Origin of the sequence: Marinobacter sp. (assembly GCF_048269445.1) — a bacterium.
Taxonomy (GTDB): Bacteria; Pseudomonadota; Gammaproteobacteria; order Pseudomonadales; family Oleiphilaceae; genus Marinobacter.
Window position 1 is genome coordinate 449538 of sequence record NZ_JBLXIQ010000003.1, and the last position, 22853, is coordinate 472390.

At 57.7% G+C, this 22853-nt stretch carries 20 protein-coding genes; 14 read left to right on the forward strand and 6 right to left on the reverse strand.

The genetic code is table 11. The features are described 5' to 3' along the window. Positions 1-33: 33 nt before the first annotated feature. Positions 34-273 carry a TIGR02647 family protein gene (locus ACN0XM_RS08360; protein ID WP_417566468.1) on the reverse strand — a complete coding sequence of 80 codons (240 nt, stop codon included), beginning with the start codon at positions 271-273 and terminating at the stop codon, positions 34-36. A 55-nt stretch (positions 274-328) separates the two neighbouring features. Between ACN0XM_RS08360 and ACN0XM_RS08365 the strand changes: the two genes are divergently transcribed. After that, positions 329-1027 carry a pseudouridine synthase gene (locus ACN0XM_RS08365; protein WP_417566469.1) on the forward strand — a complete coding sequence of 233 codons (699 nt, stop codon included), beginning with the start codon at positions 329-331 and terminating at the stop codon, positions 1025-1027. A 78-nt stretch (positions 1028-1105) separates the two neighbouring features. Next, entirely contained in the window at positions 1106-2455 is a 1350-nt protein-coding gene (locus tag ACN0XM_RS08370; protein WP_417566470.1) for a dicarboxylate/amino acid:cation symporter, read from the forward strand. Between the two features lie 36 nt (positions 2456-2491). On the opposite strand, the gene ACN0XM_RS08375 is transcribed toward ACN0XM_RS08370, so the two are convergent. Next, positions 2492-2980, reverse strand: a complete 489-nt coding sequence (locus ACN0XM_RS08375; protein ID WP_417566471.1) for a hypothetical protein — start codon at positions 2978-2980, stop codon at positions 2492-2494. Positions 2981-3059: 79 nt separating this feature from the next. Next, a complete protein-coding gene (locus tag ACN0XM_RS08380) occupies positions 3060-3584 on the reverse strand; it encodes a shikimate kinase (RefSeq protein WP_417566472.1) in 525 nt (174 codons plus the stop codon). A 164-nt stretch (positions 3585-3748) separates the two neighbouring features. Between ACN0XM_RS08380 and ACN0XM_RS08385 the strand changes: the two genes are divergently transcribed. Further along, positions 3749-4450: a lytic transglycosylase domain-containing protein gene (locus ACN0XM_RS08385; protein ID WP_417566473.1), complete on the forward strand. Its 702-nt coding sequence runs from the start codon at positions 3749-3751 to the stop codon at positions 4448-4450. A gap of 58 nt (positions 4451-4508) precedes the next feature. Here ACN0XM_RS08385 and putA read toward each other — a convergent pair whose 3' ends face one another. Together putA and ACN0XM_RS08395 are read right to left on the reverse strand one after the other, a co-directional pair. Then, positions 4509-8138, reverse strand: a complete 3630-nt coding sequence (gene putA / locus ACN0XM_RS08390; protein WP_417566474.1) for a bifunctional proline dehydrogenase/L-glutamate gamma-semialdehyde dehydrogenase PutA — start codon at positions 8136-8138, stop codon at positions 4509-4511. A gap of 170 nt (positions 8139-8308) precedes the next feature. Then, positions 8309-11812 carry an NAD-glutamate dehydrogenase gene (locus tag ACN0XM_RS08395; RefSeq protein WP_417566475.1) on the reverse strand — a complete coding sequence of 1168 codons (3504 nt, stop codon included), beginning with the start codon at positions 11810-11812 and terminating at the stop codon, positions 8309-8311. Between the two features lie 160 nt (positions 11813-11972). Between ACN0XM_RS08395 and ACN0XM_RS08400 the strand changes: the two genes are divergently transcribed. Beyond that, the gene (locus ACN0XM_RS08400; RefSeq protein WP_417566476.1) at positions 11973-12425 is read left to right on the forward strand and encodes an Lrp/AsnC ligand binding domain-containing protein; all 453 of its coding nucleotides are present in this window, start codon (positions 11973-11975) and stop codon (positions 12423-12425) included. 31 nt (positions 12426-12456) lie between these two features. Here ACN0XM_RS08400 and ACN0XM_RS08405 read toward each other — a convergent pair whose 3' ends face one another. Then, a complete protein-coding gene (locus ACN0XM_RS08405; RefSeq protein WP_417566477.1) occupies positions 12457-13056 on the reverse strand; it encodes a phenylacetic acid degradation protein PaaY in 600 nt (199 codons plus the stop codon). A gap of 388 nt (positions 13057-13444) precedes the next feature. On the opposite strand from ACN0XM_RS08405, the gene paaG reads away from it, so the two are divergent. The 10 genes from paaG (at position 13445) to paaE (ending at position 22847) form a co-directional block, all read left to right on the forward strand. After that, the gene (gene paaG / locus ACN0XM_RS08410) at positions 13445-14236 is read left to right on the forward strand and encodes a 2-(1,2-epoxy-1,2-dihydrophenyl)acetyl-CoA isomerase PaaG (RefSeq protein WP_417566478.1); all 792 of its coding nucleotides are present in this window, start codon (positions 13445-13447) and stop codon (positions 14234-14236) included. A gap of 3 nt (positions 14237-14239) precedes the next feature. Then, the gene (paaH, locus tag ACN0XM_RS08415) at positions 14240-15760 is read left to right on the forward strand and encodes a 3-hydroxyacyl-CoA dehydrogenase PaaH (protein WP_417566479.1); all 1521 of its coding nucleotides are present in this window, start codon (positions 14240-14242) and stop codon (positions 15758-15760) included. Continuing rightward, the gene (gene paaI, locus ACN0XM_RS08420) at positions 15757-16203 is read left to right on the forward strand and encodes a hydroxyphenylacetyl-CoA thioesterase PaaI (RefSeq protein ID WP_417566480.1); all 447 of its coding nucleotides are present in this window, start codon (positions 15757-15759) and stop codon (positions 16201-16203) included. Before paaH ends, paaI begins: the two co-directional genes overlap by 4 nt. Continuing rightward, entirely contained in the window at positions 16200-17447 is a 1248-nt protein-coding gene (gene pcaF / locus ACN0XM_RS08425) for a 3-oxoadipyl-CoA thiolase (protein WP_417566481.1), read from the forward strand. The genes paaI and pcaF overlap by 4 nt, the downstream gene beginning before the upstream one ends. Before the next feature lie 60 nt (positions 17448-17507). Next, on the forward strand, positions 17508-18815 hold the full coding sequence (gene paaK / locus ACN0XM_RS08430; protein ID WP_417566482.1) for a phenylacetate--CoA ligase PaaK: 1308 nt from the start codon (positions 17508-17510) through the stop codon (positions 18813-18815). A gap of 317 nt (positions 18816-19132) precedes the next feature. Further along, positions 19133-20125: a 1,2-phenylacetyl-CoA epoxidase subunit PaaA gene (gene paaA, locus ACN0XM_RS08435; RefSeq protein ID WP_417566483.1), complete on the forward strand. Its 993-nt coding sequence runs from the start codon at positions 19133-19135 to the stop codon at positions 20123-20125. A 17-nt stretch (positions 20126-20142) separates the two neighbouring features. Further along, positions 20143-20424 carry a 1,2-phenylacetyl-CoA epoxidase subunit PaaB gene (paaB, locus tag ACN0XM_RS08440; protein ID WP_417566484.1) on the forward strand — a complete coding sequence of 94 codons (282 nt, stop codon included), beginning with the start codon at positions 20143-20145 and terminating at the stop codon, positions 20422-20424. 12 nt (positions 20425-20436) lie between these two features. Beyond that, the gene (gene paaC, locus ACN0XM_RS08445) at positions 20437-21201 is read left to right on the forward strand and encodes a 1,2-phenylacetyl-CoA epoxidase subunit PaaC (protein ID WP_417566485.1); all 765 of its coding nucleotides are present in this window, start codon (positions 20437-20439) and stop codon (positions 21199-21201) included. Continuing rightward, positions 21185-21754, forward strand: a complete 570-nt coding sequence (gene paaD, locus ACN0XM_RS08450) for a 1,2-phenylacetyl-CoA epoxidase subunit PaaD (RefSeq protein ID WP_417566486.1) — start codon at positions 21185-21187, stop codon at positions 21752-21754. The genes paaC and paaD overlap by 17 nt, the downstream gene beginning before the upstream one ends. A gap of 13 nt (positions 21755-21767) precedes the next feature. Then, positions 21768-22847 (forward strand): 1,2-phenylacetyl-CoA epoxidase subunit PaaE, encoded by a 1080-nt coding sequence (gene paaE / locus ACN0XM_RS08455; RefSeq protein ID WP_417566487.1) that lies wholly within the window; start codon positions 21768-21770, stop codon positions 22845-22847. The last annotated feature ends 6 nt before the right edge of the window (positions 22848-22853 follow it).

A 22853-nucleotide genomic window follows, 5' to 3' on the forward strand; every position in this document is an offset into this window, starting at 1 on the left:
ACGTCTCAAAGAAACGGGCAGGCGGCCCAACTTTCAGGGATTGCCAAGAATCGACTGCAGCTTCTGGGTCAACTCCACCGCTTCTGCCCCGAGCGGAGTCAGGTATCCTCCATCCCTCTGGCTGATAAGCCCCTTGGAATACAAATTCTCCGCGGCCCTCACCGTTTCCGGAGCCGCCGAGTGGGCATGCACCTTGAGCCCTTCCTGGGTCGAGGTGGACGGAAACTGGCCCAGAAGGTTGAGTTCCGCGAGATGATCAACAGAGAATGGCATGGCATTTCCTCGTATTATGGTCAGGGGTTTACACTCAGCATAGCCGATTCACACCATGAAGCTTTCACGAATTCTCAGCAACCTTAATGGCATCAGTCGCAGCCAGGCAAATTTCCTGATTGCCTCTGGTCGGGTAACAGTGAACGCCGCCCCATGCAGGGAACCTGCATCTGAGGTCGACCGGTTTGCACTGGTTCGGGTGGATGGGGAGACCATTCAGGCCGGCGAGCCTGCCTACTACCTCATGCTCCACAAACCTGCCGGCTACCTCAGTGCTACGCTCGATGATACTCACAAAACCGTTCTGGATCTGATTGCCCCGGCGTTACGCCCCGAGCTGCACATTGCCGGAAGACTGGACCGGGCCAGCACCGGGCTGCTGATTCTCACCAATGACGGCCAGTGGTCACGTCAGCTTACCGAGCCCCGGATCAAGATCCCGAAAGTGTACTTGGTAACCACGGCCAACCCGATCTCGCCGGATACGGCCATCCGGTTTGCGGAGGGCATCTGGTTTGAGTTCGAGCAACTGACAACCTCACCCGCGAAACTGGAAATCCTCGCCCCCCGGGAAGCGCGGGTAACTATTTATGAGGGTCGCTATCACCAAGTGAAGCGCATGTTTCATGCCGCCGGAAACCGCGTAACTGCACTGCACCGGGAAAGCATGGGGAACATCCGGCTGGACGAAAAGCTGGCTCCAGGGGAGTATAGGCCGTTGAGCGGTGAGGAAATCTGTCACATCCGTGATTGATCTGGCTCAGACGTCCGGAGGTCAGTTGAACTATGCTACCCGTCAGGCAGTTCACAGAAACACGGATGATTCGAGATTATGACAAACCAGGCGAGCAATCATTACCCCCGGCCTCTCCGCCACCTGAGTAGCTATCTTTCCGGGCTAGTGCAGGGAAAGCTGTGGCTGAAAGTGCTGGTCGGCATGTTTCTTGGTCTGGTGACAGGAACATTGCTCGGTCCTTCCGTCGGCCTCGTTAAACCAGAAACCGGCACCCTGATTGGTAACTGGCTGGCCTTTCCGGGGCAACTGTTCCTGGCTACCATCCAGATGATCGTGATTCCCCTGGTGATTGCCTCTGTGGTCAGGGGACTCGCCGCCAGTGAAGACCTGGATCAACTGCGAAAACTGGGGCTGCGGGTAACCAGCTTCTTCGTTATCACTACCGCTATCGCTGAATCCATTGGTCTGTGGATCGGCGATCTCATCAATCCTGGCAGCATGATGGGAGGCCTTGCAACTCAGGTTGGCACCGGAGAAACCAGTGTGCCGACCGCCACTATGCCGAGCGTGGATGAACTGCCCAGGACCCTGATTGGCCTGTTACCCGGCAACCCTCTGGATGCCATGGTCGAAGGCCAGATGCTGCAGGTCGTGATTTTCTCCATCATTATCGGGATTGCGCTGGTCAGCATGGCCCCGGACAAATCTCGCCCCATGCTTGATCTACTCGACTCTCTCCAGCAGATCTGCATGACAGTCGTGCGCTGGGCCATGCGGCTTGCCCCGATTGCGGTCTTCGGCCTGATGGCACAGCTGACAACAACCCTCGGGTTCCGGGCAATGCTGGGGATGGCCTCCTATGTGGCAACTGTTTTAGCCGGATTGATCGTCCTGCTGGGCGTTTACATGCTGATTCTGAAATTTCTCGCGGGCCAGCCCCCCCTGCGCTTTCTGAAAGACAGCAAGGACGTGTTACTGCTTGCGTTCTCGACATCCAGTTCTGCGGCTGTCATGCCATTGTCCATCCGAACCGCGGAGGACAAATTGGGGGTCCGTCCCTCGGTTTCCCAGTTTGTTATCCCCCTTGGCGCTACCATCAACATGAACGGCACGGCGCTCTACCAGGCCGTCGCAACCATCTTCCTTGCGCAGGTTTACGGCATTGATCTCAGCATGGGCAGCATGGCGCTGGTGGTTGCAATGGCGGTAGGCGCGTCTATAGGCTCTCCGGCCACACCCGGCGTGGGAATTGTCATTCTCGCCATGGTGTTGCAGACCGTGGGGATTCCGCCCGGCGGCATTGCCCTGATCATCGGCGTTGACCGGATTCTGGATATGTGCAGAACGGCCATCAACGTGACGGGAGATCTGGTAACCTGCCGCCTGATGGAGAACTGGTCCGGCAAACGGCTTTCTTCCGAGTCACTGCCTCAAGAGTCCTCATAGCCGAATGGACATGGACGATAAACGCTAACGCCTCGATCAGATGCTGTCAGTCCGCTTGTCCGTGCCCTCTTCAAGCTCCTTCTCGGTGTTATTCCACTGCTCCGAAAGCGCTTCATAGGCCTCAGAAAACCCCTTGCGGGCGCGTTCCCAGGCAGACGCTGAACTGGCCTTGAGCTCCTGATACCAGCTCTGAACGCGCGCCCTCTGTTCCCGCAATGACTCCAGACTTTTCTGGGCCCGCTCACGGGCGGTGTCGCTCATGTCGTCCCAGTTTTCCGAGAGTTGTTGCTCAAGCTCTTCGATGCGCCGGTCCAGGGCAGACAGTGTTTCATTGATGGAATCTTCTGCCTGCTCTTTCTGGTCGGAACCATATTCCTTCAGAGCCGTGCCCAGCTCCTCGGTTTCCTGTTTTAACGCCTCCACCGAGGAATCTGAAGAGGAATCAGAAGAAGACCCTGCCAGAACGGCCCCTGAGAACATCCCCGCAAATACCAGGGCAAGCGAATAAGCCAACGGCTTCATCATTATTCATACTCCTGCCTGTTTACCTGAACTTTAGCAGCGTTATCTGGTTGCATACACCTTAACTAACCCTAATGCTGGTTCACGGCTGACCGGAACAAAGTCCCTCCACTACAGCTTCGCAGACCTGATCCTGATTCAGCCCCGCGCCTTTCACTGTCAGGTCTGCGTAGCGGGAATACAAGGCATACCGCTCTTCGAACAACGCCTGAAGGGACTGGTCGGGGCGGCGGGAAATACCCCTCATGCTGTGATCACCGATTCGCTTGGTCACCAGGTCCAATGGTATGTCCAGAAAGACCACAGTCCCGTTCGCCTTGAGGTGCTCCATGGCACGGGCACTGTAGACTGCACTGCCCCCGGTGCTGATAACTTTATGCCGGACATCGAGCTTGAGCAGTACCTGCTCCTCAATGTGGCGCAGGGCCTCATAGCCATCCTGGTCTACAATTTCCTGCAGGGTGCGACCGGCGTCTTCCTGGATGAGCAGATCGGTATCAATGAACCCCAGCCCCAGTCGCTTTGCCAGCAACACCCCAACGGTGCTCTTGCCGCTACCGGGCATACCGATAAGAATGAGGTTTCGGGCTTTGGTCTGGCTTTCCATAATGTTTCCGGGCAAATGAGAACTGGCTGGCAATACTCAGAACGTAACATTTTTCCGACAGAGTGAGCGCTTTATTCAACCTCGTAACGCCGTATAATCCATAGAAAACCGGCTTGAAAGAACGCCCTGAGCCGACCGTTGCTCAAATCATTCACGAGTGAATAATGATAATCGGCAGATCTCTACTGATCCCACCTCTGGCAGCTTTGCTGTTTGCACTGCCCGCACCCATCCTGGCAGACAGCGTCAAGCGCATTGTGCACCCGGATGGCAGGGTCGAGTTCACCAACGTGAAGCGCACTGACCAACCCAGGGCCTCTACCGGTAATGACACAGTTTACCGCTACAAAGATGAAAATGGGGTTGTAGCCTACAGCAGTATCCAGCCAGCCGGTGCAGAGTTCGATGTGATCCGCTTCCACTGCTATGCCTGTGATCCGGATTCCAAGGTGGACTGGCGCAAGACCCCCCTGTTCACCAGGCCTTTCCGTTCCGAGATCCAGACCGCAGCCCGGGATTACGGTGTGGATCCGGCCCTGGTTCGGGCGGTAATTCATGCGGAGTCTGCGTTCAATGAAAAGGCGACCTCCCCGGTGGGCGCTCAGGGTCTGATGCAACTGATGCCGGGAACGGCCAGGGAAGTAGGTGTGGCCAACGCCATGATGGCCGCCGAGAACATCCGGGGCGGGGTCAGTTATCTGTCAAAAATGCTTGATCGCTTTGGCGGCGATATCCGGCTTGCAACGGCTGCCTACAACGCAGGCCCTGGCGCCGTAGGCCGTTACGGAGGCGTGCCACCCTACCCTGAAACCAGAGCCTACGTCGAACGCGTGGGTATTCTCCACGAGCGCTACGCGGCCCGGTAACAACCGAGCTCATCAAGCGCGATTGCCACCAGAGACTTCACGGAAAGAGCCAGACAGCTTACTCGGAAGCAGCAATCAGACTTGCGTTTCCACCGGCTGCGGTCGTGTCCACACACAGGTGGCGTTCGATCACGAACCGTTGATCCAGAGCGTGCTCGGTAATCAGCGGCAGCAACGCGCCGTCACGCTTGGCAAGCGCCTCGCGGTATTGCTTCAGCAGGGCCTGGTCTGCGCAACTCACTGCCGCCTCGAAGCCACTGACCGTTGCCAGCGCTTCCGGTTCCACCAGGCCCTCAATGCCGACGATCGGCAGCCCGGCCTTGGCAGCGCCATCGACCGTGTCCCGAACCCCCGGCGCAATCACGACTACCTTGTTGCCCTGGGACAACGCCATACAGGCCTGTTCCAGAGCGGTTTCCTTATCCGGCCCCAGACAGAGTACGACACCCCGGGCGTGGTTAGACAGGCGGTTGGTCTCACCCGTTGGCCCCGGCAGCGCTTCCACGTGGGCATCCAGCGGCTCGGGTACATTCCCGAAGATGGGCTTGAGGGCGTCTACTCTTGCCTCCGGCCTTGGAGCGCTCAGCTTGTCCAGCTGGCCAATCAGTTTCTGGAGCTGTTTGTCATCGACCTTCTTGGCGCTCGGATCCGCCTCACACTCGACGGTCTTACCTTTCAGGAAGCGACGAACGTACTGCGGACCACCAGCCTTGGGACCGGTCCCGGACAGACCTTCTCCACCGAACGGCTGGGAACCGACAATGGCCCCGATCTGGTTCCGGTTCACGTAGGTATTGCCTACCTTGATCCGGCTGCTGATGCGCTCCACCCGACGGTCAACCCTGCTGTGTATACCAAAAGTCAGGCCGTAACCCTTGGCGTTGACAGAATCCACCACCTTGTCGATATCCTTGGCGTCGAAGGTGGCAACGTGCAGCACTGGCCCGAAAATTTCCTCTTCCAGCTCCTCAATGCCACTCACGCTCAGCACCACCGGGGAGACAAACAGCCCCTTCTCGGGAACCGGCAGTTTCTTCAGAAGCTTGCCATTGCGCTCAAACTTCTCGCAGTGGTCCACAATTTTCTTGCGGGCGTTCTCGTCGATCACTGGACCGACATCGGTAGACAGCAACCAGGGATCGCCAATGCCCAGTTCTTCCATGGCGCCGTAAAGCATCTCCAGCAGACCTTCAGCAATGTCCTTCTGCACGTATAGCATGCGCAGTGCCGAGCAGCGCTGACCGGCACTCTGGAACGAGGACGCCAGAACGTCACGGACAACCTGCTCCGGCAACGCGGTGGAATCCACAATCATGGCGTTCAGGCCGCCGGTTTCCGCCACCAGCGGTGCATCGGGAGCCATGTTCTCTGTCATCACCTTGTTGATGCGCTGGGCGGTTGCGGTAGAGCCCGTAAAACACACGCCACTGACACGGGAATCGGAGGTCAGCGCCGCACCCACGGTTGCACCGGTACCCGGAAGCAACTGAATGGCATTTTCAGGAATGCCCGCCTGGTGCATCAATTCCACCGCACGAACCGCGAGCAACGATGTCTGCTCTGCCGGCTTGGCAACGACGGTGTTACCGGCTGCCAGATTTGCCAGAATCTGCCCGGTGAAAATCGCCAGCGGGAAGTTCCAGGGTGAGATACAACAGATCACCCCGCGGGCACTGCCGCTGTCCTTGTAGCGGATCGCTTCATTGGCGTAATACTGGGAAAAGTCCACCGCCTCGCGGACCTCCGCAATGGCATCCAGCAGGGACTTACCCGCCTCGCGGGTGGTCAGAGCGAACAGCTCATCGACGTTTTCTTCGTAGAGATCACCGACTTTGCGAACACAGGCTGCACGCTCTTCCGCCGACTTCTGCGACCAACTCTTGAAGCCTTCCGCCGCTGCGGTAATGGCAGCATCCACATCAGAATCAGACGCCTGGGTTACATGTCCCACGAGGTCATCCGGATCCGCCGGGTTACGCACCACCTGAACCTCCGTTCCGGCGACGTCCCCGGCAATCAGAGGACCGCCTTTCCAGTGATACTCCTTGTATGCGCCGCGGCCTTTTTCAATTGCTTCCACGGTCACTGGATCAGTAATGTCCCAGCCCTTGGAGTTGCGACGGTGCTCTCCGAACAGATTGAACGGATGCACGATAGCCTTGCTGGAGATGTTGCTGCCCATCTCTTCCACGCTGACAATCGGGTCTTTCGCGATTTCCTCAGGAGTGATGCTGGTATCCACGATCTGGTTCACAAAGGAGCTGTTGGCGCCGTTTTCCAGAAGGCGGCGCACCAGGTAAGCCAAAAGATCCTTGTGGGGACCAACCGGCGCGTAGATGCGGCAGGGCACGCCACTAACCTTCAGTACTTCGTTGTGCAGGGACTCGCCCATGCCGTGCAGGCGCTGGAATTCATAATTGTTCACCCCTTTGGTTTTGGCCATTTCGAGAATGGCGGAAACCGAGTGGGCGTTGTGAGTGGCGAACTGCGGGTAAATGCGGTTGGTCATGTTCAGCAGTTTGGTGGCGCAGGACAGGAACGAAACATCACTGCAGGCCTTCCGGGTGAACACCGGAAAGCCATTCAGGCCCATCACCTGCGCGCGCTTGATTTCGGCATCCCAGTAGGCGCCCTTGACCAGACGAACCATGATCTTGCGGTCGTGCTTCTCCGCCAGCCCATAAATCCAGTCGATCACGAAGGCTGAACGCTTGCCGTAAGCCTGAACCACAACACCAAAGCCATCCCAGCCGGCCAATTCGGGGTCAGACACCAGTTCTTCGATCACATCAAGGGACAGGTCAAGACGGTCTTGCTCTTCAGCGTCGATATTGAAACCCATATTGGCGGCGGCCGCTTTCCTGACCAGCTCGCGGGCACGGGGCAGCAACTCGTTCATCACCCGATCCTTGTTGCCATACTCATAGCGGGCCAACAGGGCGGAGAGCTTCACGGAAATGCCCGGATTCTTGCGCACATCGCCCTTGCTCGCCTTGGCAATGCTTTCAATAGCATTGGAATAGGCGTCGTAATAGCGCCTGGCGTCGTCATCCGTGCGGGCAGCCTCACCCAGCATATCGTAGGAGTAGGTGTAGCCTTTCGCCATGTAGTCTTTGGCTTCGTCCTGGGCTTCGTCGATGTCGCGGCCCAACACGAACTGGCGGCCCATCTCTTTCATCGCCTGGCCGGCGACCGTCCGAATCACCGGCTCGCCGAAACGCTTGAGCAGTTTACGGAGGGTTTCGCCCACGGTGTTGCGCTCAGAATCCCTGAGCAGGTTGCTGGTCATCAACAAGGCTACGGTGGCCGTGTTGATAAGCGATGATGATGCCTTGCCCACGTGGCCGGCCCAGGCACCCGAAGTGATTTTGTCTTCAATCAGTTCGTGGATCGTGGTGTTGTCGGGCACGCGCAACAGCGCCTCAGCGAGACACATCAGGGCGACCCCTTCCTTGGTCGTCAGACCATACTCCGCCAGGAACTTCTCCATAATAGTGGACTTGGCGCTCTTGCGGACGTTGCGTACCAGATCCGCCGCGCGGGCAGAAATGGCATCCCGCTCGGCCTGGGACAACTGGGCGCCAGCAATCATCTCGTGGATCACCTTGTGCTCATCAGCAAGAATGTAATCACGGATCGCCTGCCGGCTGTCAACAAGCTCCGGCGTCTCTGATTGCTGCGGTCTCATAGTTGTACCCTCTTAGTTGTTTGTCTCTCCGGCATTCTACCTAGATCAACAAAGACTATTTCTCCATAAAAACAAGGCAAGCACGACATTACGTCTTTTTTAGCTGAAAAAAATTTAACATTCTTCTCAGAAACCATTAACTTTAAGGCGCTTTGCCTTCTTGACCTCTTTTATCCGGCCTTTGCCGCCAATTCTCTCAGCATTCCGTGGGCGACCGAGAAAACGGCACAATCCAGGTCACTTGCAGCCTGAATATCGCGCAGCATTCGCTCCCACCGTGTGAGCAACGTCTGCTTGTCATCTCGCCATGCCTCAAGTCGCTCTACCGGTGCTCCGTGACCTTCTACCGGCTCGGAAAACACACTGAGTGTGAGATTCCGCAACTGATGATCCAGATCGTCCCTGTAGTGAATGATCGCCAGCACCTGCCAATGACCCTTTGCCCGGAATGCCCGCATCTGCCGATCCAGCCAGGTCAGGTTCAGACTTTCGCCAAGCCTGAAATAGACCCAGGCAACGGCGTCCAGGTCCTGGCTCAGCTGTCTGCAAATCTCGATCATATCCATCAGCCAGTAGCGGCTTTCAGCGGAAGCGCACCAGGCTGACAAATCCTCCGGAACCTTCCGCTTACAATAATCAGCATAGCGTTCTTGCCAACGACTTGCAGGAATCACCGATTCCAGACGCTCCCTTGAGGCAAGAACATCGGCCATCGGACCCCGGTAATGATCAATACAGGACGCCGGATCCAGCGTCTGCCGGCGGTTCTGCAACAGCCAGCTGGTGCTTCGGGTCACCAGACGGATGGCATCTGCAAACAGCTCTGCCTGCACGCCTGAACTGATTTTCCCATCCAGCGATTCAATGGCTTCCCAATGGGCGTCTACGTCGTGAATCCGGAGGGAGATCAAATAAGCTGCGGCAATCCGCCCGGCATCCGCTCCTGTGGCACTGCGGATCCGGTCGAACCAGGTGATTCCCATGCGGTTCACCAGATCATTGGCAATCTGGGTTGCCGAAATTTCGGCCCGCAGTGGATGAGCATCTACCGCTTCCGGAAACGCCGCCAGCAAGGACGCCGGGAAAGCCGAGTGAAGTGCCGAGTTAAACCGGGAATCATGCACAATCGGCGCTGCCACCAGCGCCTGTTTCAACTCGATCTTGGCGTAGGACACCAGGACTGCCAGTTCCGGCCGGGTCAGGCCCTCCCCCCGTTCCCGGCGCGCCTGCAGTTCTTCATCGGAGGGGAGAAACTCAAGGCCGCGATCCAATTTGCCCTCAGCCTCCAGGCGCCGCATCAATCGGTCATACTGGTCAGCGCTGGCAACTGCCGTGTTCTGCGCCAGACTCAATGCCATGGCCTGCCGATAGTTGTTTCTCAGCACCAGACCCGCCACTTCCGTGGTCATTGCCCGGAGCATGCCGTTGCGCTCAGGCAGGGTCATCCGTTGCCGGTTTACCAGATCATTAAGAAGGATCTTGATGTTGACCTCGTGGTCCGAGCAGTCCACGCCACCGGCGTTATCGATGAAATCACTGTTGGCCGAGCCGCCCAGGCGGGCGAAGTCAATCCGCGCCCTCTGGGTAACCCCGAGGTTGCCACCCTCTCCCAGCACCTTGCACCGCAGTTGGTTACTGTCGATTCTCAGGGCATCATTGGCCTTGTCGCCCACCTCTTCATGGGATTCGGAGGGCGCCTTTACGTAGGTGCCAATGCCACCATTCCACAGCATGTCCACTGGCGCTTTCAGCAAGGCGCTGATCAGTTCGGAGGGCGGCAGGGTCCGCGCCTTGATGCCCAAGGCCCGACGCATTTGCGCAGACACCGGAATGGACTTCATGGAGCGCGAGAATACACCGCCACCGTCACTGATCAGCCGTGTGTCATAGTCGGCCCAGGTCGACCCCGGCATATTGAACAGGCGCTGGCGCTCACGGAAAGAGGCCTCGGCATCGGGCTGCGGATCGATAAAGATGTGCTGGTGATTGAAGGCGCCGACCAGGCGAATTCGCTCTGACAACAGCATGCCATTGCCAAATACATCACCTGCCATGTCGCCAATTCCGACCACGGTGAATTCGTCCGTCTGAGTGTCTGTGCCCTTTTCGAGAAAATGCCGTTTCACCGATTCCCAGGCACCCCGGGCGGTAATCCCCATTTTCTTGTGGTCATAGCCCTCACTGCCGCCAGAGGCGAAGGCATCGCCCAACCAGAAGCCGTATTCGGCAGCAATCATGTTGGCAATGTCAGAAAAAGTGGCGGTTCCCTTGTCTGCGGCAACAACCAGATAGGTATCGTCGCCGTCGTACCGGACCACGCTTTCCGGGGGCACAACCCTGCCGTCCTCCAGATTGTCGGTGATGTCCAGAAGCCCCCTGATAAAGATCTGATAGCAGGCAACACCCTCTTCCCGCAGCGCCTCCCGGGACCCATCCTGCGGCGGCTGTTTCACCACAAAGCCCCCCTTGGCACCTGCAGGCACAATCACTGAGTTCTTTACCTGCTGTGCTTTTACCAGGCCGAGAATCTCGGTGCGATAGTCCTCGATCCGGTCAGACCACCGCAAACCACCCCGGGCGACAGGGCCAGATCTCAGATGAACTCCCTCAATCCGTGGCGAGTAAACGAAAATCTCGAATTTCGGTCGCGGCCGGGGGATGTCCGGAATAGAAGAAGGATCCAGCTTCAGAGACAGATAGCTTCGGAAACCTTCACCCTCCTGGCGCTGGAAATAACTGGTTCGAAGCGTCGCCCGAATCAACACGAAAAAGCGCCGGAGAATCCGGTCATCATCAAGGCTTTCAACTGCTTCAAGTGCGTCCAGTATCTCGGCCCCAGTCTTTTCTGCTGACGCCTGGCCCTTCTTTTTTCTCTGTAACTCAGGGTCAAAGCGCTTCTGGAAGAAGGAGACCAGCATGGAAGTGATGTCTGGGTGGCGGGCCAGGGTCTCGGCAATAAAGGGCTGGCTAAAGCCGAAACGCAGTTGCTTGATATAGCGGGCGTAGGCCCTAAGCAGCGCCACCTCACGCCAGCCAAGGCCACACAGCATGATCAGCTGGTTAAAATCGTCGTTTTCTGCAAAGCCATTCCAGATCTCCCGGAAAGCTCCCTGGATCAGCGGCCTGGCGGTATCCAGGTCAGCCTCCCGGCAACGGGCATGGAGCTCAACCGTAAAATCACTGACGCCAAAGGTTTCACCGTCCCGGCGCCGTACCCGGTAAGGATGTTCACCGAGCACCCGCATGCCCAGGTTCTCCAGGATCGGGATCACATCTGACAGAACAACCGGCTGCCCCTGGCTGTATAGTTTGAAGTGAAATCCGGTTTCGGAAGGGTCCCGAGGCTGATAAAAACGCATGGGTACATCGGTGCTGACGGCGATGGACTGGATCTGCTCGATGTCAGCCAGCGCTTCGGGTACCGAAAACCTGGCCCGGTAGGTCGAGGGAAAGCCGCCGCTAAACACTTGGGCGTAACGCCCCCCGAGGGATTCACCAAAAACCCGAACGAGCTCTGCGTGCAAATCGTCGTCCCATGACCGGGATTCCTGAACCATCCGGGCGACAATCTCTCGCAATTCAAGAGAATCGTCATTGTCGGTGGACTGGTTCTGAAGGACATCGGCAAGCTGTTCCAGCAGGGTTTGTTTTTGTAATGTGTGTGGATCGGTCATCGAAACTCTCCGGGCTTTTTTCCACGTTCTTTGGGTAATAGCGTAGCTGACAGTATACGCAACGCCCGAAAGTCGCTTTGACCGTAAAGTTTCGGAATCGAGGAGTTTTGGTTATATTTACCCGGTGATTTAGCCATTAATCCAGCCTGGGACCGACCACATGGCCGATTTGGATAGAATTGACCAATCTATTATTCGCGAGTTGCAGAAAAATTCACGGATCACCGTTACCGAACTCGCATCCAGGGTGGGGCTATCCAAAACCCCTTGTCAGGTGCGGATGCGCCGGTTGGAAGAACACGGTTACATCACCGGCTACACTGCCCTGGTCAACCAGACCAAACTGGGGCTCAGCCACATCGCCTTTGCCCAGGTCACCCTGACCGACACCAGCAGTGGCGCCCTGACAGCCTTCAATAAAGCCGTGAAGCAGATATCCGCAGTCGAGCAATGCCACATGATTGCCGGCAATTTCGACTATCTGCTGAAAGTCCGGACCCGGAACATGCAGGAATACCGGCAGGTCCTGGGCGAGGAAATTTCCGCGCTGCCCTACGTGCTCCAGACCAGCACCTTTGTGGTGATGGAAAACGTTAAGGACGCCGGATTGTAACAGCGTCACTTTCACAATCCGCGTCTGGCCTTCACTCCGATTGTTCGTACTTCGGCTTGTAGCCGCTGGCATCCATGCGAGGCCGGTCCTGGTCGTCTTCCGCAAGCGGCTGCACTTCCTCCAGACTGGCCAGGGAACGACGCGTCAGTCTCTGGTATTCCTCGGTTCCCTTTTTCTTCCAGGCGATTTCCTTGTCGCTGAGCATCCGCATTACTTTCGCGGGCGATCCAACGATCAATGAGCCCGGCTCACAGGTAAACTTTGCCTTTACAAAAGCGCAAGCGCCAACGATGGAGCGGGGCGCTATGTGGGCTTCATCCATCACCACCGCATTCATGCCCACCATGGCGTCTTCGCCAACAACACAGCCATGCAAAATCGCACCGTGCCCGACGTGGCCATTTTTCTCGACAATCGTATCCATGCCAGGGAAAGCATGCATCACGCAGGTGTCCTGAACGTTCGAGCCCTGCTTGAGTATGATCCGGCCGAAATCGGCACGCAGCGAGGCCGCCGGCCCGACATAGCAGTCCGGGCCGATCCAGACATCCCCGATCAGTACGGCAGTCGGGTGGACATAGGCAGACGGGTGAACGACGGGAACAACACCTTCTATACTGTAACTGGGCATAACGCTCTCCTGGGTAAGTAGGCACCGGAACGGGATCAAGCTTTTGCAGGGCCAGCAAACATGGGCCCTGAAAAGGTATCGTGATTCATTTTCTGTATCACATTAACTTTTCCCGGATGCTTTTTCATGCCTTAAAGGCTACCAAAGCAAGACAAATGCCTACAAAAATCGTAACCACCAGAAGATATAAAAAATATTTCGTATATTTTTCAACAATATAAAAATAACTCACGATCACTTAAGACCAAAGCGATACAGAACACGCCCACCACAATCCTTGACCAGTATCAATTCTAAGATATACTCATTTTTCGCAATCGATAGCGCCGTACCGGTCCAAGACGCCTTTCAAGCTATCCCCCAAAACAAACAACAGGACAAAACCGCCATGACTCAGCCGAGCATTCTTCTTGAAATCGATCAGGGTGTGGCTCTGCTAACCCTGAACCGTCCGGACAGCCTGAACAGTTTCAATGTCGAGATGCACGAACGCATGCGCGACGCCATCAGCACCGTGCGCAAGGATGAGTCTGTCCGGGTACTGGTCATTACCGGCTCCGGCCGTGGCTTTTGCGCCGGGCAGGACCTTTCTGACCGCAGCGTATCCCCGGATCAGGAAGTGCCGGACCTTGGTGCCTCCCTGGAGAACTACTACAACCCGATGCTACGCAGCCTGCGGGATCTGCCAATGCCGGTTGTTTGTGCCGTTAATGGTGTCGCTGCCGGTGCCGGTGCCAACATCGCCCTGGCCTGCGATATCACACTGGCGGCACGTTCCGCCAAGTTTGTTCAGGCATTCTGCAAGCTGGGGCTGGTACCTGACTCGGGCGGCACCTGGATTCTGCCTCGTGTAGCCGGCATGGCCCGGGCCAAAGGTATGGCACTGCTGGGCGACAAGATCAGCGCCGAACAGGCCGAGAACTGGGGCATGATCTGGCGCTGCGTGGATGATGAGCAGCTCAAGGAAGAAACTATGAAACTGGCCCGGCATTTCGCCACCCAGCCCACCAAAGGCCTTGCCCTGATCAAGCGCGCACTCCATGACAGCGCCAGCAACACTTTTGAAGAGCAGATCAACCTGGAAAGAGACTTCCAGCGCATGGCCGGGCAGACCGAAGATTACCGCGAGGGCGTCGCCGCCTTCATGGAAAAGCGCACGCCAGCGTTCAAGGGGAAGTGATTCATGCAGGCACTTGATTCCCAAATCACCATCGCCGTCATCGGTGCCGGCGCCATGGGTTCCGGCATTGCCCAGGTGGCGGCCCAGGCCGGCCACCGGGTTTATCTGCATGACCAGAGAGAAGGCGCAGCAGAAGCTGGTCGCGACGGCGTTGCCAAACAGCTTCAGCGCCGTGTCGACAAAGGCAAGATGCAGCAGCAGGATCTGGACGCCATCATTGGCCGGATCCAGCCAGTCGCCAACCTGGATGATGTCGCCGACGCCGGGCTGGTCATTGAAGCCATTATTGAAGACCTCGACATAAAGCGCCAGCTGTTAGCCAGCCTGGAAACGCTGTGCAGCGACGATGCAATCCTGGCCACCAACACGTCTTCCATCTCTGTCACCGCTCTCGGCGCCGGCATGAAAAAGCCCGAGCGCCTTGTCGGCATGCACTTCTTCAATCCAGCACCCCTGATGGCACTGGTCGAAGTGGTAATGGGCCTGGCCACCAGCCGAGCCGTTGCCGAAACCGTTCACGCCACGGCAACGGCCTGGGGCAAGAAACCAGTTTACGCCACCTCGACGCCCGGCTTTATCGTGAACCGCGTCGCCCGCCCGTTTTACGCGGAAAGCCTGCGCCTGCTGCAGGAGCAGGCCACCGATGCGGCAACCCTGGATGCCATCATCCGCGAAGCCGGCCAGTTCCGCATGGGTGCGTTTGAGCTGACTGACCTGATCGGTCACGACGTCAATTACGCCGTGACCAACTCCGTGTTCAATTCCTACTACCAGGACCCGCGCTTCCTGCCCTCGCTGATCCAGAAAGAACTGGTGGAAGCCGGCCGTCTCGGACGCAAGAACGGCCAGGGTTTTTACCCCTATGGCGAAGGCGCGGAAAAGCCGGAGCCACAGACAGAACCGGCGCACCAGTCCGACGAAACCGTGGTTATCATCGAGGGTAATCCCGGCGTGGCAGCTCCGCTGGTCCAGCGCCTGAGAGATGCGGGCCTGACAATCGTAGAGCGCGACGGTCCCGGCCAACTTCGATTTGGCAACGCCGTACTGGCCCTGACTGATGGCCGCATGGCCACCGAGCGGGCCGCCACCGACGGCATTTCCAACCTGGTGCTGTTTGACCTGGCCTTCGACTACAGCAAAGCATCCCGGCTTGCGCTCGCCGCTGCAGATCAGGCCTCAGAAGCGGCAGTTTCCAGCGCCTGTGCTTTACTGCAAAAGGCGGGTGTTGCCGTAAGCCTGCTGGCGGATCGCCCCGGGCTGGTGGTTATGCGCACCGTCGCCATGCTGGCCAACGAAGCCGCTGATGCTGCCCTCCATGGTGTTGCCACCATCGCAGACATTGATCTGGCAATGAAGGCAGGCCTGAACTATCCCGAAGGCCCTCTGAGCTGGAGCGACCGCCTGGGAACGAGCCATGTGTTCAACGTGCTCACGAACATCCAGAACAGCTACGCCGAAGATCGCTATCGCCCAGCCTTGCTGCTCCGGAAGAATGCATTCGCACAGAAGGGGTTTTATTCATGAGCGAGATGGATCCGCAAACACTTGCCGAGGAATGCGCGAAAGCCATGTTCGCCCGTGACCGGGCCAGCCAGAAGCTGGGCATGAAGATCGAGTCCGTTGCCCCCGGTAAAGCGGTACTCACCATGACCGTATCCGGCGACATGATCCAGGGCCACGGCTCCTGCCACGGCGGCTACCTGTTCACCCTGGCCGATTCCGCTTTTGCCTTCGCCTGCAACAGTTATGACCGGGCCACCGTCGCCTCCGGTTGCAGCATCGATTACATGTCCGGCGCCAAAGAGGGCGACCGGCTGACCGCCACAGCCGAAGAGCAGGCCCGCGGCGGTCGCACCGGCGTTTACGACATTACATTAACCAATCAGGACGGCCGCAAGGTCGCCCTGTTCCGCGGCCGCTCCTACGAAGTTCGCGGCACCGTACGCAATTCGGAGAGCAAGTCATGAGCACGGACAAACTACTTCAGGACGCCTACATTGTTGATGCCATCCGCACCCCCATTGGCCGTTACGGCGGCGCTCTCTCTACCGTGCGCGCGGATGATCTGGGCGCGATCCCCATCAAGGCCCTGACCAAGCGACACCCGGACCTGGACTGGTCAAAAATCGACGACGTGCTCTACGGCTGCGCCAACCAGGCTGGTGAAGACAACCGTGACGTTGCCCGTATGTCTTTGCTGCTGGCCGGCCTGCCCGTCGACGTACCGGGCAGCACCATCAACCGCCTGTGCGGTTCTGGAATGGACGCTGTCGGCAGCGCTGCCAGGGCCATCCGTACCGGTGAGACGGAACTTATGATCGCAGGCGGCGTGGAATCAATGTCCCGCGCCCCATTTGTAATGGGGAAGGCGGACTCGGCATTCAGCCGGAAGGCAGAGGTCTATGACACCACCATCGGCTGGCGCTTCGTCAACCCGCTGCTCAAGAAGCAGTACGGGATCGACTCCATGCCGGAAACAGCAGAGAACGTGGCAGCCGATTTCGGGATTTCCCGGGAAGACCAGGACGCCTTCGCCCTGCGCAGCCAGCAACGAACTGCCGCAGCGCAGAAAGCAGGACGACTGGTCAACGAAATCACCCCGGTAACTATCCCCCGGCGCAAGCAGGAGCCACTGGTTGTGGATACCGACGAGCATCCCCGGGAGACCAGCCTTGAAAAGCTGTCCACGTTACCAACGCCATTCCGCGAGAATGGCACCGTGACCGCGGGCAACGCCTCCGGTGTTAACGATGGCGCCTGTGCCCTGCTGCTGGCCGGAGCCAATGCGCTCAAGCAATACAACCTGAAGCCCCGAGCCCGGGTCGTTGCCATGGCCACCGCTGGCGTTGAACCCAGGATCATGGGCTTCGGACCAGCCCCGGCAACTCGCAAGGTTCTGGCAACAGCGGGGCTTGACCTGGCCGATATGGACGTTATCGAACTGAACGAAGCCTTCGCCGCGCAGGCCCTCGCGGTCACCCGCGACCTCGGGCTTCCGGATGACGCTGAGCATGTTAACCCGAACGGTGGCGCCATTGCCCTCGGCCACCCTCTGGGAATGAGCGGTGCCCGGCTAGTAACCACAGCTCTGAACGAACTTGAACGCCGTCACGCAGCGGGTCAGAAAGCCCGGTACGCCTTATGCACCATGTGCATCGGCGTTGGCCAGGGCATTGCCATTATTATTGAGCGGACGGATACGGTGGCCTGAGGCCACCGGTTGTAACAGAACAGAGACTATTACCCGACAAGAACAACGCAGGACAGAATCATGAGCTTACCATCACAAAAACTTGGCAAACTTGACCGCATGGAAACCGCCAGCATTGACGAGCTCCGTCACGAGCAGCTGCAGCGCCTGCGCTGGAGCGTGGTTCATGCTTACACCAATGTGCCATTCTATCGCAAAGCCTTTGATGAGATTGGCCTTAAGCCGATGGACATCAATTCGCTCGATGACCTCGCCAAAATTCCCTTCACCACCAAGGCAGACCTGCGGGACAACTACCCATTCGGCATGTTTGCCACGCCAATGGACCAGGTTGTCCGCGTCCACGCCTCCAGTGGCACGACCGGCAAGCCCACGGTGGTAGGCTACACCCAGAGCGACATCAACACCTGGGCGGACATCGTTGCCCGCTCCATTCGGGCCGGCGGCGGCTCCCGGGGCGACAAGGTTCACGTAGCCTATGGCTATGGCCTGTTCACCGGCGGTCTCGGCGCTCACTATGGAGCCGAACGTCTTGGCTGTACGGTCATTCCAATGTCCGGCGGTCAGACCGAAAAACAGGTGCAGCTGATCAAGGACTTCGAGCCAGACATCATTATGGTCACGCCGTCCTACATGCTGAATATTGCCGACGAAATTGAGCGGCAAGGCATTGACCCGCACAAGCTGCCATTGCGACTGGGCATTTTCGGAGCGGAACCCTGGACCAACTCCATGCGTACCGAGATCGAAGAGCGCCTCGGGATCCAGGCGCTGGACATCTACGGCCTGTCCGAAGTCATGGGCCCGGGTGTTGGCATGGAATGCATTGAAACCAAGGATGGTCCCACCATCTGGGAAGACCATTTTTACCCGGAAATCATCAACCCGGAAACCGGCGAAGTCCTGCCCGATGGCGAATACGGTGAGCTGGTCTTCACTTCACTGACCAAGGTGGCTCTGCCGATCCTGCGTTACCGCACCCGGGATCTCACGCGCCTGCTGCCAGGAACTGCGCGCCCGATGCGCCGAATCGACAAGATCACCGGCCGCAGTGATGACATGCTGATTATCCGTGGTGTGAATGTGTTCCCGAGCCAGATCGAGGAGCAGGTGCTGAAGTGCGAAGCACTGGCACCCCACTACGAGATCGAGGTTTACAAAGAAGGCAACATGGACTGCGTGGACATTCGCGCCGAACTCAAACCGAGCGTTTCCGGCGACGAGGCACGGGCCAAAGCGGCCAAGGAACTGGCTCACCACATCAAGTCCTACATCGGTATCAGCACTCGCATTGAAGTGGTGGAAACCAACCGCCTGGCTCGCTCCGAAGGCAAAGCCAAGCGTGTGTTTGACCGTCGCCACCAATAAATCCGTATGACTCCGGAGGGCAGCCCGCAGCCATTGCGGCTGCTCTCCAGACAGCTGCCCGCTACACAGCCAATGATTTAATTTTACTCTCCGGCCGCTGATCTCAATAGCATTTCTTCACGTATCATATTTTTAGTTAGCAAAATCAGCAATATAAGACTAACTGGCCAGCCGAATAGATATAACATGACACACAAAGACTGTTCTTGATATTTATTCAGTATCATATAATATGAAGGTATTCGCCCTCTGGTGTTATCTGAGGGTGCCAGTGTTCACGGAGCCACAGAACAACAAGCCCGATCCGGAGGTATTTTATGTACGCCCAGCTCGTTGAAACCGGCGCCAAGCGCCTGAAGACCCTGGAAGAGATGTCGCCTGAAGAGCGCGAGTTTCAGGAAAAGGTCGACGCCGAAATCAAGATCGAACCCAAGAACTGGATGCCTGAGGGCTACCGGAAAACGCTGGTTCGTCAGATCTCCCAGCACGCTCACTCCGAAGTGGTCGGCATGCTGCCTGAAGGTAACTGGGTTACCCGGGCCCCTACTCTGAAGCGCAAGCTTCAGCTGATGGCGAAGATTCAGGACGAAGCGGGTCATGGCCTGTATCTCTACAGCGCCATGGAAACCCTCGGTGCAGATCGCGATGAAGAGATCGAGAAGCTGCACCAGGGCAAAGCCAAGTACTCCAGCATCTTTAACTATCCGACCCTGAACTGGGCCGATATGGGGGCGGTTGGCTGGCTCGTGGATGGCGCGGCGATCGTCAACCAGGTTGTGCTTCAGCGTACCTCCTACGGCCCTTATTCCCGGGCCATGGTCCGCATTTGCAAGGAAGAGAGCTTCCACCAGCGTCAGGGTTACCAGATCCTGCTGGACATGATGCGCGAAGGCACCGATGAGCAGAAAGCCATGGTGCAGGACGCGATCAACCGTCTGTGGTGGCCGGCGCTGATGATGTTTGGCCCGCACGATGACGAGTCCCCGAACTCACAACAGTCCATGGCCTGGAAGATCAAGCGCAAGAGCAACGACGAACTGCGCCAGATGTTCATTGACCAGACCATTCCGCAGCTTGAATTCCTGGGGTGCACCGCGCCGGATCCGGACCTGAAATGGAACGAAGAAACCGGCCACTACGATTTCGGTGACATTAACTGGCAGGAATTCTACGACGTTCTCAAGGGCAATGGTCCCTGCAACCGCGAGCGCATCAACACTCGCAAGAAAGCAATCGACGAGGGCGCATGGGTCCGCGAAGCGGCCGTCGCCTATGCCAAAAAACAAAAACAGCGCGCAGAAGCCGCCTGATACCGGAGGAATACACTATGTCTGAATGGCGCCTTTACGAAGTTTTTGTGCGGTCCAAGCACGGCCTGAACCACAAACACGTGGGCAGCGTGCACGCCTCTGACGCCGAGATGGCCATGGAGAACGCCCGTGACCTGTACACACGCCGCAACGAAGGCGTGAGCATCTGGGTTGTACCCTCCGACACCATCACGGCCTCGGCATCCGACGAAAAAGAAATACTTTTCGACCCGTCGGAAGACAAGGTATACCGGCACGCTTCTTTCTATAAGCTGCCCGATGAAGTCGGACACATGTAAGGAGCAGTTCCAATGACACAAACAAAAGCATTACAGGAATACCTGCTGCGCCTTGCAGATTCCGACATGATCCTGGGTCAGCGCCTGTGCGAACTGTGCGGCAAGGCCCCGGCGATTGAGGAAGAAATGGCGCTGATGAACGTTGCCCTCGACCTCGTCGGCCAGGCCCGCAACTGGTACGAGTACGCCGCCGAGCTGATTAATGATGGTCGCGATGCCGACAAGCTCGCGTTCCGCCGCGACGCTCACAATTACCGCAACCTGCTGCTCACCGAGCAGCCCAATGAAGATTATGCGGTGACCATGGGACGGCAGTTCTTCTTTGATGTGTGGCACTACTTCACGCTCAAGAGCCTGAGTGCGTCCAATGATGAGCGCATTGCCGGTATTGCCGCCAAGGCCTTGAAAGAAGCAACCTATCATCTGCGCCGGTCATCGGAGTGGGTCAAGCGTCTGGGCGATGGTACCGAGGAAAGCCACCGCCGCATGCAGGATGCCGTGGATATCCTCTGGCGTTTCACCGGCGAACTGATCACCCCGGACGACACCGATCGTGTCATGGCCGAGGCGGGCATCGGCCCGGACCCCGACCAGCTCGCCAAAGACTGGCGGGGCATGGTCAACGAGGTGCTCACCCAGGCCACCCTGACACCGGGTGCCGAAGACGCCTGGATGTACATGGGCGGCAAGCACGGCGAGCACACCGAACACCTTGGTTTCATTCTGGCAGAAATGCAGTTCCTGCAGAGGGCCTATCCCGATGCCACAACATGGTGATTCAGACAGCCGGTCAGCCGTCGACATCCTGATTGCCAGTGATCGGGTGCCGGCAAACGCCCGCCCCGATCTGCTGACAGAGGACGACATCTGGGCACTTCTGGAAGAGGTCAAAGACCCCGAAGTGCCGGCAGTCAGCGTCGTGGAGCTCGGCATTGTTCGAGCCGTGCGTTGGGATGGGAAAGAACTGTCCATTGACGTGACCCCGACCTACTCCGGCTGCCCAGCCACCGAGTTGATTGAGGAACTGATTGCCGAAGCCCTGCGTGCTGCGGGGTTCCGGGATCCAAAAATCACTCAGGTGCTGACCCCTGCCTGGACCACCGACTGGATCACAGACGAAGGCAAAGAGAAGCTTCGGGCGTTCGGAATCGCACCGCCAGAAGGTAGCTCCAGCAAGCTGAGCCTGCTTGGGGAACCGGATGTCATTGCCTGTCCGCATTGCGGCAGCAAGGAAACCGAGCGGGTCAGCGAATTCGGATCCACCGCCTGCAAAGCCCTTTATCGTTGCAAGGAATGCCTCGAACCCTTCGACTATTTCAAATGCATCTAGAGCCGATACGATCATGAACAAATTCTACTCACTGACCCTCAAAGAGGTCAGACCTGAAACAAGAAACGCCGTATCACTTGCTTTCGATCTGCCTGCAGACCTGGCGGAGAAGTTCAGCTACAAGCAGGGCCAGCACCTGATTGTCAGAACCAAACTGGGTGGCGAGGAAGTTCGCCGCTCCTACTCGATTTGCCGCAGCGTCAAGGATCAGGAACTGCGCATTGCGGTCAAGAAGGTTGCCGGTGGCCGTTTCTCCACGTTTGCCAATGAGCAACTGAAACCTGGCCAGACGCTGGAAGTCATGCCGCCCCAGGGCCACTTCTCCATCGACCTGGATCCCGAGCGTAAAGGCAATTACCTGGCGGTCGCCGCAGGCAGTGGCATTACACCGATCCTGTCGATCGTCAAGACCACCCTGGAAACCGAGCCCAAGAGCGAGGTCACGCTGTTCTATGGCAACAAAGCCACCAGCAGCACCATGTTCCGGGACGAACTCCAGGACCTGAAAAACGAATACATGGCCCGTCTGAACCTGGTGTACATTTTCACCCGCGAAGAGCAGGACATTGACCTTTACAACGGGCGGATTGACCACGACAAGTGCGATGCCCTGTTCGACCACTGGATCAACGTCAAAGAACTTACTGCGGCCTTCATCTGCGGCCCGCAGTTAATGACTGAGGATGTGCGGGATTCCCTGCTTCGCCATGGTCTGGACAAGAGCAAGATCCATTTCGAGCTGTTTACCCCGGTCGGCGGTGCACCCCAGGCCCGAAAAGACCGGGCGCCATCGAAAGTGGATCCGCAGTCCATCAGTGAAGTGACGGTGATCGCCGACGGTCGGTCCCTGACCTTCCCGCTGGTTCGTGATACCAAGAGCATCCTCGAAGCCGGCAATGAGGAAGGCGCCGATCTGCCCTACTCCTGTAAAGCCGGCGTCTGCTCCACCTGTCGCGCCAAGGTTGTTGAAGGCGAGGTAGAAATGGACCAGAACTTTGCTCTGGAAGACTATGAAGTCGAAGCCGGCTACGTGCTCTCCTGCCAGTGCTACCCGATCAGCGACAAGGTGGTTCTGGACTACGACGAGATGTAGTCCCCG